Source organism: Eoetvoesiella sp. (genome assembly GCF_035555955.1).
Classification (GTDB): domain Bacteria; phylum Pseudomonadota; class Gammaproteobacteria; order Burkholderiales; family Burkholderiaceae_B; genus Eoetvoesia.
Map to the genome: position 1 here is coordinate 1 of NZ_DATMGA010000037.1, position 14,821 is coordinate 14,821.

The 14,821-nt window shown below is 63.1% G+C and carries 14 protein-coding genes; 9 read left to right on the top strand and 5 right to left on the bottom strand.

The annotated features are described in order from the left end of the window. Positions 1-918 (top strand): MFS transporter (locus tag VNT00_RS10460; protein ID WP_325587183.1); only part of this gene is annotated, 918 nt, incomplete at its 5' end. Positions 919-1,016: 98 nt separating this feature from the next. Here VNT00_RS10460 and VNT00_RS10465 read toward each other — a convergent pair. Both VNT00_RS10465 and VNT00_RS10470 read right to left on the bottom strand, forming a co-directional pair. After that, a complete protein-coding gene (locus VNT00_RS10465; RefSeq protein ID WP_325587185.1) occupies positions 1,017-2,084 on the bottom strand; it encodes an aromatic ring-hydroxylating dioxygenase subunit alpha in 1,068 nt (355 codons plus the stop codon). Between the two features lie 134 nt (positions 2,085-2,218). Continuing rightward, positions 2,219-3,154: a LysR family transcriptional regulator gene (locus VNT00_RS10470; protein WP_325587187.1), complete on the bottom strand. Its 936-nt coding sequence runs from the start codon at positions 3,152-3,154 to the stop codon at positions 2,219-2,221. A 347-nt stretch (positions 3,155-3,501) separates the two neighbouring features. Here VNT00_RS10470 and VNT00_RS10475 point away from each other — a divergent pair, with 347 nt between their 5' ends. After that, positions 3,502-4,008, top strand: coding sequence for a cupin domain-containing protein (locus tag VNT00_RS10475; RefSeq protein ID WP_325587189.1), 507 nt, complete (start codon positions 3,502-3,504; stop codon positions 4,006-4,008). Positions 4,009-4,136: 128 nt separating this feature from the next. Continuing rightward, entirely contained in the window at positions 4,137-4,484 is a 348-nt protein-coding gene (locus VNT00_RS10480; protein ID WP_325587191.1) for a carboxymuconolactone decarboxylase family protein, read from the top strand. Between the two features lies 1 nt (position 4,485). Here VNT00_RS10480 and VNT00_RS10485 read toward each other — a convergent pair whose 3' ends face one another. The 3 genes from VNT00_RS10485 to VNT00_RS10495 are packed head-to-tail and all read right to left on the bottom strand — an operon-like array spanning position 4,486 to position 6,706. Beyond that, the gene (locus VNT00_RS10485) at positions 4,486-4,788 is read right to left on the bottom strand and encodes a DUF3325 domain-containing protein (RefSeq protein WP_325587193.1); all 303 of its coding nucleotides are present in this window, start codon (positions 4,786-4,788) and stop codon (positions 4,486-4,488) included. Further along, positions 4,785-6,356 (bottom strand): PepSY-associated TM helix domain-containing protein, encoded by a 1,572-nt coding sequence (locus tag VNT00_RS10490; RefSeq protein ID WP_349255726.1) that lies wholly within the window; start codon positions 6,354-6,356, stop codon positions 4,785-4,787. The genes VNT00_RS10485 and VNT00_RS10490 overlap by 4 nt, the downstream gene beginning before the upstream one ends. Positions 6,357-6,406: 50 nt before the next feature. Continuing rightward, entirely contained in the window at positions 6,407-6,706 is a 300-nt protein-coding gene (locus VNT00_RS10495) for a DUF3649 domain-containing protein (protein WP_325587195.1), read from the bottom strand. Between the two features lie 451 nt (positions 6,707-7,157). Here VNT00_RS10495 and VNT00_RS10500 point away from each other — a divergent pair, with 451 nt between their 5' ends. The 6 genes from VNT00_RS10500 to VNT00_RS10525 form a co-directional block, all read left to right on the top strand. Beyond that, complete coding sequence (locus VNT00_RS10500; RefSeq protein ID WP_325587197.1) at positions 7,158-7,997, top strand: helix-turn-helix transcriptional regulator; 840 nt, start codon at positions 7,158-7,160, stop codon at positions 7,995-7,997. Positions 7,998-8,169: 172 nt separating this feature from the next. Next, positions 8,170-9,525 (top strand): glycoside hydrolase family protein, encoded by a 1,356-nt coding sequence (locus VNT00_RS10505; RefSeq protein WP_325587199.1) that lies wholly within the window; start codon positions 8,170-8,172, stop codon positions 9,523-9,525. Positions 9,526-9,924: 399 nt separating this feature from the next. After that, positions 9,925-11,508 (top strand): ABC transporter substrate-binding protein, encoded by a 1,584-nt coding sequence (locus VNT00_RS10510; protein ID WP_325587201.1) that lies wholly within the window; start codon positions 9,925-9,927, stop codon positions 11,506-11,508. 1 nt (position 11,509) lies between these two features. Next, positions 11,510-12,451 carry an ABC transporter permease gene (locus tag VNT00_RS10515; protein WP_325587203.1) on the top strand — a complete coding sequence of 314 codons (942 nt, stop codon included), beginning with the start codon at positions 11,510-11,512 and terminating at the stop codon, positions 12,449-12,451. Positions 12,452-12,512: 61 nt separating this feature from the next. Next, entirely contained in the window at positions 12,513-13,433 is a 921-nt protein-coding gene (locus VNT00_RS10520) for an ABC transporter permease (protein ID WP_325587209.1), read from the top strand. Next, positions 13,430-14,821, top strand: a 1,392-nt coding sequence (locus VNT00_RS10525; RefSeq protein ID WP_325587205.1) for an ABC transporter ATP-binding protein, incomplete at its 3' end; no start/stop codon positions are given. The genes VNT00_RS10520 and VNT00_RS10525, both read left to right, overlap by 4 nt.

The following is a 14,821-nucleotide window of genomic DNA, read 5'->3' on the forward strand; positions in this document are numbered from 1 at the left end:
GGCGGGTATTTCGTGGCGTATTCGTCCTGGCGCGACGTGTTCTACGTGAACGTCCCGCTCGGCGCGGCGATTTTCCTGCTGGCCTGGCGCTTTATTCCGCACGATGCGCCGTCCAGGGGCAGCGTATCCAGGAAGATGGACATACAGGGGATCGCGCTTCTGGGGCTCAGCCTTTTGGCGGGCATGCTGGCGGCCACCATACTTGGCGAGAGGCGGGGCGGGGAAGACCTGGCCGGATTCGCGGTTTCGCTGCTGGTGGCCCTGGCGGCGCTGTTCTGCTTCTTCCGCCATATTCGCCGGACGGACACGCCCTTCATCCAGCCCCGGCTGATCTACGGCCCCAATTTCGGAACCGTCAACCTCGTAAACATGATCTACAGCGGCTTCGTCATAGGCGGAATGGCGTTGGCGCCGCTGTATGCCACCAACCGGTACGGCATCGACGCGGTGGGTTCGGGAACGCTGCTTACCGCGCAGGGCGCGGCGGCGATGATCTGCTCGCTGACGGCCGTCGTGCTGCTGCGCAGAACGGGCTACCGGCTGCCGCTTTACGTGGGCAGCGCCATCACCATTGCCGGGCTCGTGCTGCTGGCGCTGCCGCCGGCGATGGGTATCAGCCCCTATGCCTGGCTGGCCTTCGCGGCCTTCCTGGTGGGGGCCGGCAACGGAACCATCAACCCCTCCATGCGCAATGCCGGCCTGCAACTGGCGCCGGAATCTTCATCCATGCTGGCGGCGCTGCGCACCTTGTCGCTGCAGATCGGTGCGATCGCCACGATTTCGGTGGTCGCCGCCATCCTGGCGCATCAGACCGACATGGGGCGGATCCTGGCCTGGGTGTATGCCTCGCTGGCCGTCATCAGGCTGGTGGCGCTGGTGCTGGTAAAGCGGGTGCCCGAGCAGCGCGGCTCCTGGTAACGCCGCAACCCGATCCGCGGACGGCCGCGGTGAAAAACTCCGGCCCAAGGGCCGGATGACCTTGGGCTGACGTTTGAGGCTTGCGCTTTGGCGTGTGGTCAAAGCGTTTCGGCCGCCACGATCTCCTTCCTGCCCTCCGCGCTTTCCCGGGCTTCCTCGTCGGTGATCTTCTTGACCAGGGCGCGAAAAAGCCCCAAGGCCCGGTCGGCGCGGATGGGAATCATCTTGAAGTCGGGCTTCAGGTCCAGGCTGCGCGATTGCGCGGTGATCATCGTGCGGTCTTCCTCGAAGGCCGTCACGATGCTTTGGTGAATGGACGCGGTGACCTCGGGCTGGTCGATGGCGAAGTTGTGCGGGTGGCAGAAGAAGTAATGCGTGGAGTGCTCGGTTTCGGGCGTCAGGGCCTGGCAGCCATGGAATTCCGCCGCGTTTACTCGCTTGCCTTCCGCGGCGCCGGTGCCTACGGGCGCCATGCCCGAGTCCATCAGGAACAGGCCGGGCAGGACGAAGTCGTATTTGTTCCAGCGATCCACCTTGCCATCGTAGTGCTTGACCTTCTGCACAAAGGGCGGGGCTTCGATATCCATGGCCCAGCGCGTGATGCGCACCCCGTTTTCCAGCGGCTCGATTTCCGCCTGCGTTTCCGCGTAAGCCGCCGGCCCGCCCAGGGTGTTGGGATGGACGTAGGGCAGGTGGGCCAGGTCCAGCAGGTTGTCGGCGATCAGCAGGTAATTGGTGTCGTAATGCGTATAGCCTTCCAGGTGGCGCCAGGCGGGGTCGTTCATCCAGTGCGTGTCGGGAATCAGCGCGGGATCGGCGCGGGCCGGGTCGCCCATCCAGATCCACAGCCATTTGTGTTGCTCGATGATGGGGAAGGTGTTGACGCGGACCGAGTCGGGGATGCGGTCCTGCCCCGGAATTTCCACGCAGGCGCCGGCGTTGTCGAACCTCAGCCCGTGGTACATGCAGCGCAGGAAGTCGCCTTCGCGGCGCCCCAGGGAAAGCGGGGCGCCGCGGTGACAGCAGCGGTCTTCGAATGCAACGGGGCGTCCGGCGCTGTCGCGCCACATGACGATGGGCACGCCGATGATGGTACGCGCGATGAAGTCGTCGGCGGTGACTTCGCTGGCCCAGCCCGCCACATACCAGCAATTCTTGATGAACATCTTCGTCTCCTTGTCGATCTTGCGTCCGCACTCCCGGCGGCGCTGTCCGGTCAAGATAGACGGGGGAAATTCATGCGTCAATTCCATGGCTTGCATCAATATCATGCATTTATTGCATGATATATGGCGGTTCTTTAACGCATGCTTTCGGGCAGCTCCAGGAATGTTTCCTTGACCAGGCCGCGCAGCCACATGATGGCGCGGTCCTGATGAAAACGCGGGTGCCAGTATTGCCGCAACGAAAATTTCGGCAGGGCGATCGGCGGTTCGAATACCTTTACCAGGTTGTGGCGCGCAAAGACGCTGCCCAGGGATTGCGGGACGGTGGCCAGGAACTCGGGGTGGTGATCGAGCAGCAGCGGCACGAACAGGAAGTGCGGGGTCGTGAAGGCGATGTTCCGCTTGATGCCGGCGTCTTCGACCACCGAATCGTAGGCGCGTCGGCTGCGGCTGGAAAGCGTTATGGCCACATGAGGCATGCGGCAAAACTGTTCCAGCGACAGGGTGTCGCCCAGTTCGGGGTTTTTCACGCTGGCGATGGTGACGAACGGGTGGGTGAACAGTTCTTGCTGGTATAGCCCTTCGGGGGCGTTCATCACCGAGCCCAGCACCAGGTCGGCTTCGCCCGAGGCCAGCGTGGCTTCCATTTGCTGGGGCGGAACCTGCAGGGTATGAAGCGAACAATGGGGCGCCACTTCCTTGAGCCGGCTTAGCAGCGGCGGGATGAAGACCAGCTCGCCCATGTCGGTCACGCACAGGCTGAAGGTGCGCCGGGCCTGCGCCGCGTCGAACTGCGCCTGCGACAGCACCCGGTTGCGCACCGCGTCGATGATGGCGTGGATATCGGCCGCCAGCGCCTCGGCCTTGGCGGTGGGGGTTACGCCGCGGTAGCTTTTGATGAACAGCGCATCGTCGAAGAAGGCGCGCAGCCGGGCCAGCGAATGGCTCATGGCGCTTTGCGTGATGCCCAGGGTCTGGCCCGCCCGCGTGACGCTGCGTTCGCGCAGCAGCGCGTCGAACACCACGAGCAGGTTGAGGTCCAGATTGTTTATGTCATGAGCACTATTCATGAAATACATTCCTGACATGGGATTGCGGGATGTTACCCGCGCTCCTAAGCTTTCCGCAAGCCGCAATCCTTCCATCCAATAAAGCGGCGCACAGGAGACGACAATGCATTTGAAAACCACGCTGGCCGCGCTCGCGGCCTGTCTGGGCGCCGCGCTATGCGCGCCTTCCTTCGCCGACATTACCGTTGGCCTCACCCTTTCGCTGACGGGGCCGGGTTCTTCACGAGACCTGCGTTTCAAAAGCCCGCTTCCTTGGCGGTGTCTCGTGCATAATTCCATTACCTGCCGATGGCGGCGCGCTTCCCGCGCGCCGCCTTCCTCTTCGGCGGGCCCACAGGAGGGGAATCATGCAAAGCCTTTATCAAAAATGGCTGCTGCCGGCCGGGCTGGCGCTGGCGTTGCTGGCGGGACAGGCCGGCGCCAAAGAGCCGCCCGCCCAGGCGCCGTCGGCAAAAACGGACACAACGGCAGGGCAGCCTTCACAAGCCGCCTCGGCGGATCCGGCTTCGCCCGCCGTGCGCGTTGAAACCCTGATGCGCAGCAGCGCGTCGTGGGACGGCAAGCCGTACGCGTCGTATCCCTCGGGTCCTCCCGAGCTGACCGTCCTGAAAATCACCATTCCTCCGCATTCGGCGTTGCCCTGGCACACCCACCCCATGCCCAACGCCGCCTACGTGCTGTCGGGCGAACTGACTGTGCAGAAAAAAGCGGACGGCCGCGAACAGAAACTGACGCCGGGCCAGGTGCTGCCCGAAATGGTGGGCGAGCTGCACCGCGGCATAACCGGCGACAAGCCTGTGGAACTGATCGTCTTTTATGCAGGAACCAAAGGCATGCCTTTGTCCCAGCATTAAGATTTCGGTTTTTTCGAGGGGGGGCGGTATCGAGGTTCAGCCCGCCAGCCGGCATGCCTGCACAGCGAAGAGCTATCATGGTTGGCAATGAGGATGAACAACAGCCTTTGACTTGAAGGAGAACGAAGATGGATCAATCGATGTATCCCGCCGCGACCAGGGAACTGGCCAAGCAAAGAACCGAGCTGGCGCCGGACACCATGGCGGCTTTCCGGGCTTTCAGCGCCAGCGTCTTTGCCGAGGGCGCGTTGTCGAAGAAGAACAAGCAGCTCATTGCCGTTGCCGTGGCCCACGTTACGCAGTGCCCTTATTGCATACGCGGCCATACCGAGGCCGCGCTCAAGCAGGGCGCCACCGACAAGGAAATCATGGAAGCCATTTGGGTTGCCGCGGAAATGCGGGCGGGCGGGGCGTTTGCGCATTCCAGCCTGGCCCTGGACACCATCAACCACGTGCACGGCCAGTCGCAGGGTTGAATCAAGAACACCCTTGACGATGGGGGCGGGCCCGGCGGCGCTTGTGAACCAGCAGCGCGCAAAATACCAGGCCGGCGGCGAGGCTGGTATAGCCGCTGTACATGACAAGCCCCAGCCCCCAGCCCCTCCAGGCCAGCAGCGCGGCCAGGGCCAGCAGAAGAAAGCCGGCGCCCGCCGCGCGCAGCCATATCGTGGTTCGGCGCGGCAGGCTGCGGTCGAAAAGTTCGTCCTGCTGGCGTTGGGTGGCGCATGCCAGGGCGGCGAAGCCCGCCAGGCACAGTAGTAGCGACAATGCGTGGATCATGCTTCGCCCGGAGCGGGGTCGGCCGCCGCGCGCCGCGATTCGCTCTTCGCGACGGCGGGCCGCACGCGCCGCGTGTGCCGGGCCGTGCGCACGGCCAGCACGGCATGCAGCGCCGCCAGGGCCCAGCACGTCAAGTCCATGCCCGCGAACACCCAATCGCCGTTCGCCAGGCTATGCCATAGCGGCCGCGAGGTCGTGAGGGCGTTCAATACCGGCAACAGCGCCAGCAGCGCGGTTGCCGTCCAAAGCTGTTCGACCCAGGCGGCTTTGGACGGGCGCAGCATGGCATGCACGAGGGCGGTGGCCCAAACCACGAAGAAGACCTGGATCTCGCTCGAGGCCCTGTCGGGAAGACCGACCGGCAGCAAACGGTTGCCCCACAGGAAGGCGGCCATGGCGATCGACAGGCCGGCGATGCTGGCGATGTTCAGCTTTTCGACGAGCCTCAGGCCGAAGTAGGGCCGGTCGGGGTCGGGCAGTTTTTGCCGCCGCTTGACGGTCCATAGCACCAGGCCCGTGCCCACCATGGCCGTGCCGGCCAGGCTGACCAGGAAGTACAGCCAGCGTGTCGCGGTGTCGCTGAAGCGCCCAAGATGCAGCGCATACAGGACGCCGCGTGTTTCAGCGGCGGGACCCACGTGGTCGTGCGTTTCGAGCAGCTTGCCGCTGCTGCCTTCGAAGAGCAGGTATTGCGGGCTCATGGAAACCCGGCCCTCCTCGCCTCTGGAGATGCTGACGCGCGAGGCGGCGTCGTTGGGATTGGTGACGGTGACCGTGGCGATATTGCCGCTGCCCCAGCGCGCCTGGGCCTGCCGCACCATGTCTTCGATGGAGGCCAGGGCGTGCGCTTGTCCCGTGGCCTTGTCGGGCTGCAGGAAGGCGCTGAGTTCCGCCCTGAGCTGTTGCCGTTCGGTCGGGGTGTGGATGGCCAGTTGCTGTCCCCAGGGCATGTACAGCGCCATCAAGGTCACCAGGCCGGTATAGGTGATCATGAGGTGGAAGGGCAGGCCGAACACCGACAAGGCGTTGTGCGCGTCCAGCCACGACCGCTGCCCCTTGCCCCAGCGGAACGTGAAGAAATCGATGAAGATCTTCTTGTGCGTGATGATGCCGCTGATAATGGCCACCAGCATGAACATGGCGGCCAGGCCGGCCAGCAGGCGGCCCCATACGATGGGCAGGTAATAGAACTGGAAATGGAAGCGATAGAAGAAGTCGCCGCCCAGTGTGTCGCGGGCGTCGATGGCCTTGCCGGTGGCGGGGTCGAAACGCCCGTCCTCGAAGCGGCCGCCCGGCCCTCTTTTTGTGCGCCAGAACGCATAGACGCTGTTGCTGCGCGCATCGGGCAGCATCAGGCTCCATTGCGGGCTGTCGGGAACCATGGTCTTGAGTTCGTCGGCGACGCGCTGGGCCGCCAGGGCGAGGTCGGGGGCATGGACCTGAGGCGCGAGCTCGGGCCGCATCCATTGCGAGATCTCTTCCCTGAAGTACGACACCGTGCCGGTCAGGAACATGGCGTAAAGCACCCAGCCCAGCAGCAGGGCCACCCAGGTGTGCAGGCTGGACATGCTCTGGCGCAGGCCGGGCGTCGCGTCGCGGCGGATGGAGTTGCCTGGTTTCACGAAATACCTGCCTGAAGCCAGATGGGCAAGGCGGCCAGCAGCAGCGGGACGGCGGCCACCAGCAAGCCCGCCCAGGCCCGCCGGGCGCTGCTGGCGGCGAATACCCAGATGACGGCGCCGGCATAGATAACAAAGCTGGCCAGCATGCCGGCCAGCACCGCCTGCGGCTTGCTGACGGGCAGCGCCAGCGGCGCAATGCTGCCCAGCGCCGCGAGCCCATAGCCGCCGAACAGCGCGGCCGCGATGCGGGACGCGACTGGGGCGGCGTGGCGAACCCTGTGCATCAACCTATTCATATGTGCCTTGCCTGATGTTTGCGGACTGGAAGCCGACCAAGACCGATTGCATGATGGTACGCCCCGCCGCATTGGCAGCAAGGCTGCCTCAGCTCGTGCTTCTCGCCCGTGAGGTTGCCTGTATTGGCGCATGGCGCCGCGTTTTTGCCGGCGACAGCCAAGTGGCGACCCGGATTTGATAATAACAAAAACAAGTCGCATTTGTATTATTTCGGAGGAGGGGCGGCGGTATGGATCCAGGGCTTCGAGCTTGCGGGCTTGCGGGAAATCAGGCCCGCTTCGGGTAATTACTAGAAACTTTTGTAAGCAAAAAATGCTCTACTGCATGCCTGCGGCGTGTTTTTCGTGCGGCGCGTCGCAGTGCCGCCTGTGCCGGCAAGACGCTCGCCGCGGCTTGGTGGCCGATGGCGCGGAACCTGTTTGTGAAGGCTCCAGAGGCCGGAGGAGAACTATGGATCTTGAAGGAGGGGAGCCGGCCGCGCCTGTGCCGGATGCGGTCCGGCTGGCAAAAACCTATCGATTGTGGGACGAGCTGGCGGACATGGACGCGGCGGCCATCGATCAGGCCCGCACTTATCTGCTGCAGGGGTTGTGCAATCTGGCCGGGGCCGATAGCGCTTCCTGGGTGGGCGCGGTGCGCATGGCCGACTCACATTCGGCCGATCCGGTGTATGGCTGGCGGCCCAGGCTGATTCATCATTTGGATACCTCGCCCCGGCTGCGCGAGGTCGCGCAGCAGCAGCGGCGCCTGCTGGAAACCGGCAAGGTGGACGAAACCACGCTGCGCAATGTCGAGGCGGCCGGCCGGTTCCGCACCCATAGGCTGGTGGATATCGTGCCGCCTGAATGGTTCGAGGGCGAATACTACCGGTCTTATTATCTGGCGCTCGGCCGCCGGGACGCCATCTGGGCTGGGGTGCCGGTCAATGCGGATACCGAAATCTATTTCGGCTTGTATCGCAGCCATCGGGAGCCGGGGTTTTCACCGGAGGATCGCGACGCCGTCGCCTATGCCCTACGCGGCTTGCGCTGGTTTCATCGCCAGCAGATGCTGGGCCATGGGCTGCTGCTGTCCAATTCGCCCCTGACGCGCGCCGAGAACGCCGTTCTGCAGGGCTTGCTGCGGGGGCTGTCGGAAAAGCAGATCGCGGCCGAAGTCGGGCAAAGCCCCAACACCACGCATGAGTACGTGACCCGCATATTCCGCAAGTACGCGGTGCACAACCGGGCGGCCTTGATGGCGCTATGGCTCGGGCGCGATCCGTCGTTGCAGGGGGCGGACTCGGCGTAATCTTCCTGATTCCAGGGTAATGGCGCTTGTTGGTCGGTAGATGCGGGCATATTGGCTGCGTAATCCCTCTGTTTAGAGGGTTACAGCATATTGGTAGCCATCGGCATAATTATGTGAACGTTTGTTTCACACTTGCCGCTCATTACAACAATCACCGATACGGAGCCTCACCATGAACAAGAAACCCCCCGCTGGGCATCCTGCAATGCTGGATGCCCATGGCGTAATGCGCCGGCGCCTGCTGGGTACGGCTTTGGCGGCGTCGACCACGCCTTTCCTGCTTGCCGGCTGCAACGGCGGCGGCTCATCCGACACTGCCGAACTGGCCGGGTTGACGGGCGGCCAGGGGCTCATGGGCGCCAGCTCGGGCAGCTCTACCTTCACGGTTCAGGACCGCAAGATCATGCTCAATGGTTCGGAATTCTTCGCCAAGGGCGTGTGCTATTCGCCCGTGCCCATCGGCGGCGATGCCGGCATACCTCCCGGCGGCGACTTTTTCTCCGACTTCTGGGAGCCCATCTTCACGCGCGATTTAAGCGTGCTGCAGGGCATGGGCTGCAATACAGTGCGCCTGTATATGGTGTCGCCCTGGGCAACTCCGTGGGATTCCAATACTGCCCGCCAGTACCACACCAAATTCATGGATGCTTGCGCCGACAAGGGCATTTATGTATGGCTTGCCTATCCCATGACGCCCGATCAGGCCATGAGCTCCACCGATCGTCCCCGCATCGAGCAGGGGTTTCAGTTGCTGTGCGAAGAGCTGGGCACCCACCCGGCGCTCATCGGCTTTATCATCGGCAATGAAGCCGACAACGATACAACCGCCCCGAACCCGGATTTCTGGGCCTGGATAGACGGCCTGGCCGAAAAGGTCAAGGGCTGGGCGCCGACCAAGCTGACCAGTTGCGCCGTGCATGACGTGCCCACCATCATTGACGACATGGTCAACCCCAATATCGGCAAGGGCATGCCCCACATGGACGTCATCGGCCTGAACTCGTACCGCGGCACGCAGACCAGCGGCTTCGACACCATGTTCACCGACTACGACGCCAAATTCAAGACTACCAACCTGCCCGAGCGTCCCTTCCTGGTCACGGAATTCGGCTGCCCGGCCTCGACCCGCCAGGGCTCCACCCCCGTCGAGCTGCCCGACAACGCCAAGGCCCAGGCCGACTACATCGAAGCGCACTGGAAAGACATCGTCAGGAATCACGGCCTGAACCTGTGCTCCGGCGGCTATTTGTTCGAGTGGTCGGACGAATGGTGGAAAGCCGGCCACCCCACGGAACACAACGGCCATTCCTCCTGTGGTGTTCCTCAATTTCCGGGTGGATGTCCGGACGAAGAATGGTACGGCATCAACAGCATCGCGGTGGGCAACAAAGACGACGGCACGCCCAGGCCGGCGGCCGACCCCGTTACTGCGGAGACCCGGGATGGCAAAACCGTTTATGTCCACCATCCCGACATCCTTACCCAGCGCGCGGGTGTGGAGCGCCTGAAAACCCTCTGGTCTGCATAAGTTCCGATACGGCTTTCAAGCCGTAAGCCTTTCGCGGAGCACGGGTTTACCCAAATGCGGGGGCCGCCAATTTTGGCGGCCCTTGTGTTTTTCGGTCGTGGCAACTGGATGAGTTCGAGCCGATCGGCTTAAGGGGAAACCATGTATTGACAAGCCCCGTGCCGTTCTTTCACAATTTAGTTGAAATTTTCAACTAAATTTAACGGCAAGGGTTGTGGGTGATGCAGGCCTGTATGGGCCAGTTGATATTGCTTGAATAGTTCAACTAATGATAGCCATCATATAGCTATTTTCACCCATCGCCAACTTGATGCAAACAAAGAATAATTTGGGGTTGATTGGCCGTGAGCGCACTCCAAATCCGCAGTATCCGCCCCGCCCACCCGATGGAGACAAAACATGTTTAAAAAAGCGATAAAACCATTGATCGCCGGCATCATGCTGACGGCCGCCTCAATGGCTTTTGCGGCCCCGAACAGCGACAAGAACGTATTGCGCATGGTGCCCCAGGCCGACCTGAAGGTGCTGGATCCCATCTGGACCACGGCCTTCGTCACGCGCGATCACGGCTACATGATCTACGACACGCTGTTCGGCGTCGACGTCAAGGGTGACGTGCATCCGCAAATGGTGGACACCTACAGCAAAAGCCCGGACGGCATGAAATGGACATTCACCCTGCGCGACGGACTGGCATGGCATGACGGCAAGCCTGTGACCACCAAAGACGTCATTCCTTCGCTGAAGCGTTGGGGGCAGCGTGACGGCCTCGGGCAAAAAATGCTGGCCGCCGTCGATAAATTCGAGGCCGTCGACGACAAGACCTTCACCATCACGTTCAAGAAGCCCTTCGGCATGGTGCTCGAGGCCTTGAGCAAGCCGGCTTCCAGCCCCCCGTTCATCATGCCCGAACGCGTCGCCAACACGCCGGCCAACCAGCAGATCAGCGACTACACCGGGTCGGGGCCTTATATTTTCAAGAAAGACGAATTCCGCCCCGGCGAAAAAGTCGTCTATGTCAAGAACACCAAGTACGTGCCGCGCAAGGAAGCCCCGTCGGGAACAGCGGGCGGCAAGAACGTCTACGTCGATCGCGTCGAGTGGATCATCCTGAAAGACGGCCAGACCCAGGCCAACGCGCTGATCAACGGCGAAGTCGACATGCTGTCGTGGACGCCGCCCGAGCAATACGCGACGCTCAAGGCCAACCCCAAGATACAGATGCTCAGCCCAGTTCCAAAGGGTTCGTACGCCATGCATCTGAACCATCTCATTCCGCCGTTCAACAACCCCAAGATATCGCAGGCGGCCATCATGAGCATCAATCAGCTGGCGCTGATGCGCGCGCAACTGGTGAACAAGGATCTCTACAACACCTGCACATCCATCTACCCATGCGGCTCCACCTATGCCACGGACAAAACGTCGTATTTCACCGGCAAGCCGCAATTTGAAAAGGCCAAGGCGCTCCTGAAGGAAGCGGGCTACGACGGTACGCCCATCGTGCTGATGAACCCTTCCGATTTCACGCTGCTTAACAAGTTCCCGGTGGTATTGGCGCAATTGCTGCGCCAGGGCGGCTTCAAGGTCGATCTCGTTTCCATGGACTGGCCGTCGCTGCTTGCGCGCCGCGCCAAGAAGGACCCGGTCGACAAGGGCGGCTGGAACATTTTCGTCACAGGCTGGGGCGCTTCAGACACCATGAATCCGCTGTTCTTCGCGCCCATGACCGGCAACGGCGAGAAAGGCTGGTTCGGATGGGCCACCGATCCCAAGCTGGAAGACCTGAAAGGCCAGTTCCTGGCCACCATGGATCCGGTCAAGCGTAAAGAGCTGGCTCAGGCCATCCAGACGGAAGTCTTCGACTACGGCCTGTACGCGCCGCTGGGCGAGTCCACCAACTTCACGGCAGTGCGCAAGGGCGTGGTCAGCGGCCTGGTAGATTCGCCGGTTTCCGTGTTCTGGAACATCAAGAAGAACTAAGATGTTCGTGCTTCTGGCCCGCCGTATTCTGGCAACCGTCCCGGTGCTCGTCATTGTGGCGCTGATCGTGTTCTTGATGTTGCGCCTGGCGCCGGGCGATCCGGCTGCCGTCATCGTGGGCAACAGCGGCACTTCGGCGGACATCGCCCGTGTCCGCGCGCAGTTGGGGCTGGATGCTTCCTTGCCCGTGCAGTTCGCCCATTGGGTCGGCCAGCTGGCGCACGGCAACCTGGGCGAGTCCTACTTCATGAAAATGAAGGTGACCGACCTCATCGCGCAGCGCATCGAACCCACGGTTTCCCTGTCGGCGCTCACACTGGTCATCACCATTCTGCTTGCGATACCGCTGGGGGTGGTGGCCGCGTGGCGCCACGGCGGCTGGCTCGATCGGCTGCTGATGGGGTTTTCGGTGCTGGGTTTTTCCATTCCCTCGTTCGTCATCGGCTACCTGATGATCTGGGCGTTCGCCCTGCATTGGCACTGGTTTCCGACCCAGGGCTATGTGCGCTTCAACGATGGCTTTTGGGGGTGGCTGCATCATTTGGTCCTGCCGGCCATCACCTTGTCCATCATCTACGTGGCGCTGATCGCGCGGGTGACCCGCGCGGCCGTGGCCGAAGCGCTTACCGAAGACTACATCCGCACCGCGCGCGCCAAGGGCGTGTCCGAGCTACGTGTGTTGCTGCGGCATGCCCTGGCCAATGCGGCCATTCCCATCGCCACGGTCATCGGCATAGGCGTGGCCCTGCTGATCGGCGGCGTGGTCGTCACCGAAACGGTGTTCGCCATCCCCGGGCTGGGGCAGCTTACGGTGGATGCCGTGTTGTCGCGCGACTTTCCGCTCATCCAGGCGATTACGCTGTTCTTCTCGGTGATCTACGTCATCATCAACCTGCTGGTCGATCTGAGCTATCTGGTGCTCGATCCACGCGTGCGTTACTAAGGCCGAACAATTGAAAACCATCGACGACGCCGTCGCGGCAAGCGTTCCTCCGCCGTCCGGCATGCATGACGACGAGGCGCTGCTCCGGCCCAGGCGCAGACGTTCCCTGATGCGCCGCGTGCTTGCGAACTGGTCGGTCCGCATCGGCGGCGCCGTATTGCTGATCCTGATCCTGATGGCCATTTTCGCGCCCTGGCTCGGCACCATCGATCCCCAGGTCATGGACCCGGCCAACGGCAATCTGCTGCCGGGCACGCGGGCGGAATTCATGACCCTGGCCGGCGACACCTTCAATCATTTGTACATCATGGGGTCCGACAGCCTAGGCCGGGACATCTGGAGCCGCACGCTGTACGGCGCCCGCATTTCGATCACCGTGGGGCTGGCCGTGGCAATGCTGGCGGTATTCGTCGGCATACTCATCGGGCTGCTGGCCGGATATTTTCGCCGCCTCGACGGCGTGATCATGCGCATCATGGACGGCGTCATGGCCATTCCGGGCATCCTGTTCGCCATCAGCCTGGTGGCCTTGTTCGGCGGCACGCTCACCACGGTCATCGTCGCCATCGCCATCCCCGAGATTCCGCGTGTCGCCCGCCTGCTGCGATCGGTGGTGCTGACCGTGCGCGAAGAACCCTACGTCGAGGCCGCCATCGCCCTGGATACGCCCACCTGGAAGGTACTGCTGCGGCACATCCTGCCCAATGCGGTGGCGCCGCTCATCATCCAGGGCACCTTCGTGTGCGCGGCGGCGATTCTCGTCGAGGCCATTCTTTCCTTCCTGGGCGTCGGCCTGCCGTCGGAAATGGCGACCTGGGGCAACATCATGGCCGACGGCCGCGCGCAGTTCAATCAATATCCCCACGGCGTGCTGCTGCCGGGCATCTTCCTGAGCCTGACCGTGCTGGCGGTCAATATATTCGGAGACGGCCTGCGCGACGTGCTCGACCCCAAATTCAACAAGCGAGGGGGCGAAGCATGACCCTGCAAACCACCGTCGCGTCCAGCGTGCTGTCCATCGACGATCTCACGATTTCCCTGCCGGCGGGGGCCGACCGCCGCCATGCCGTGCGGCATGTCTCGTTCGACGTTGCTCCCGGAAAAGTCGTGTGCCTGGTCGGCGAGTCGGGTTCGGGGAAGTCCGTGATCGCCGGTGCCGTCATGGGCCTGTTGCCCGACGAGGTCCGGCCCCTGGCCGGTTCGATCAAGCTGCAGGGCGAGGAACTGATCGGGGCGTCGTCGGACAAGCTGCGCCGTTTGCGCGGCACGTCCATGGCCATGGTGTTCCAGGAACCCATGACGGCGCTGAACCCGGTCATGACCTGCGGCGCCCAGGTCGATGAAATGCTGTCGCAGCACGTGGCCATGACGCCCGCGCTGCGCAAGGCCAGGATTCTTGAGATCTTTCGCCATGTAAAGCTGCCGGATCCCGAACGCGTCTTCGCTTCCTACCCGCACCAGTTGTCGGGCGGGCAGCGCCAGCGCATCGTCATCGCCATTGCCCTCATCCTGAAGCCCGCGCTGCTCATTTGCGACGAGCCCACCACGGCGCTGGACGTCACCACCCAGGCGGAAATCCTCAGGCTCATCCTGGAGCTGCAGAACGAACACGGCACGGCCGTGCTGTTCATCACCCACGACTTCGGCGTGGTCGCCGAGATCGCCGACGAAGTCGTCGTGCTGCAGTTGGGCGACATGGTCGAGAAAGGCTCCAAGCTGGATGTGCTGACCAAGCCGCGCGAGGCCTACACCAGAATGCTCCTGGGGGCCGTGCCCGAGCTGAGCGCCCCGCAGCGCCCGCCCCTTGGCGATGCGGCGCCGCTGCTGGACGTGCGCGATCTGTGCAAGACCTATAAAACAGGCAGCTGGCCCGGCCGGCGCCGCCTGGTCCAGGCCGTTCGCGGCATCTCCCTATCGATCCGGCCCGGCGAGACGCTGGGCATCGTCGGCGAATCGGGTTCGGGCAAGTCCACCGTAGCGCGTTGCATCGCGCGCCTGATCGACCCGACGTCCGGCGATATTCTGTCGGGTGGCCACTCGTTCGCGCGGCAGGACGTCAAGCACCTGTCCGCCTTGCGGCGCCTGGTTCAGGTGATTTTCCAGGACCCGTACCGCTCGTTGAATCCGCGCCAGACGGTCGGTGCCTCCATCATCGAAGGCCCGGTCAATTTCGGCGTTCCGCGCGAACAGGCGTGGGCGCGCGCCGAAGAGCTGATGACCCTGGTGCGGCTCAGTCCCGACGCGCTGCGCCGCTATCCCAGCGAATTCTCGGGCGGGCAGCGCCAGCGCATCTCCATCGCCCGCGCCCTGGCGTGCGAGCCCAAGGTGCTGATCGCCGACGAGGCCGTATCCGCGCTGGATGTCTCGGTG

Bases quoted from the DNA above. Each gene is read 5' to 3' on its own strand.
- VNT00_RS10465 (WP_325587185.1), bottom strand. From the start codon at position 2,084: ATGTTCATCAAGAATTGCTGGTATGTGGCGGGCTGGGCCAGCGAAGTC.
- VNT00_RS10470 (WP_325587187.1), bottom strand. From the start codon at position 3,154: ATGAATAGTGCTCATGACATAAACAATCTGGACCTCAACCTGCTCGTG.
- VNT00_RS10475 (WP_325587189.1), top strand. From the start codon at position 3,502: ATGCAAAGCCTTTATCAAAAATGGCTGCTGCCGGCCGGGCTGGCGCTG.
- VNT00_RS10480 (WP_325587191.1), top strand. From the start codon at position 4,137: ATGGATCAATCGATGTATCCCGCCGCGACCAGGGAACTGGCCAAGCAA.
- VNT00_RS10485 (WP_325587193.1), bottom strand. From the start codon at position 4,788: ATGATCCACGCATTGTCGCTACTACTGTGCCTGGCGGGCTTCGCCGCC.
- VNT00_RS10490 (WP_349255726.1), bottom strand. From the start codon at position 6,356: ATGTCCAGCCTGCACACCTGGGTGGCCCTGCTGCTGGGCTGGGTGCTT.
- VNT00_RS10495 (WP_325587195.1), bottom strand. From the start codon at position 6,706: ATGAATAGGTTGATGCACAGGGTTCGCCACGCCGCCCCAGTCGCGTCC.
- VNT00_RS10500 (WP_325587197.1), top strand. From the start codon at position 7,158: ATGGATCTTGAAGGAGGGGAGCCGGCCGCGCCTGTGCCGGATGCGGTC.
- VNT00_RS10505 (WP_325587199.1), top strand. From the start codon at position 8,170: ATGAACAAGAAACCCCCCGCTGGGCATCCTGCAATGCTGGATGCCCAT.
- VNT00_RS10510 (WP_325587201.1), top strand. From the start codon at position 9,925: ATGTTTAAAAAAGCGATAAAACCATTGATCGCCGGCATCATGCTGACG.
- VNT00_RS10515 (WP_325587203.1), top strand. From the start codon at position 11,510: ATGTTCGTGCTTCTGGCCCGCCGTATTCTGGCAACCGTCCCGGTGCTC.
- VNT00_RS10520 (WP_325587209.1), top strand. From the start codon at position 12,513: ATGCATGACGACGAGGCGCTGCTCCGGCCCAGGCGCAGACGTTCCCTG.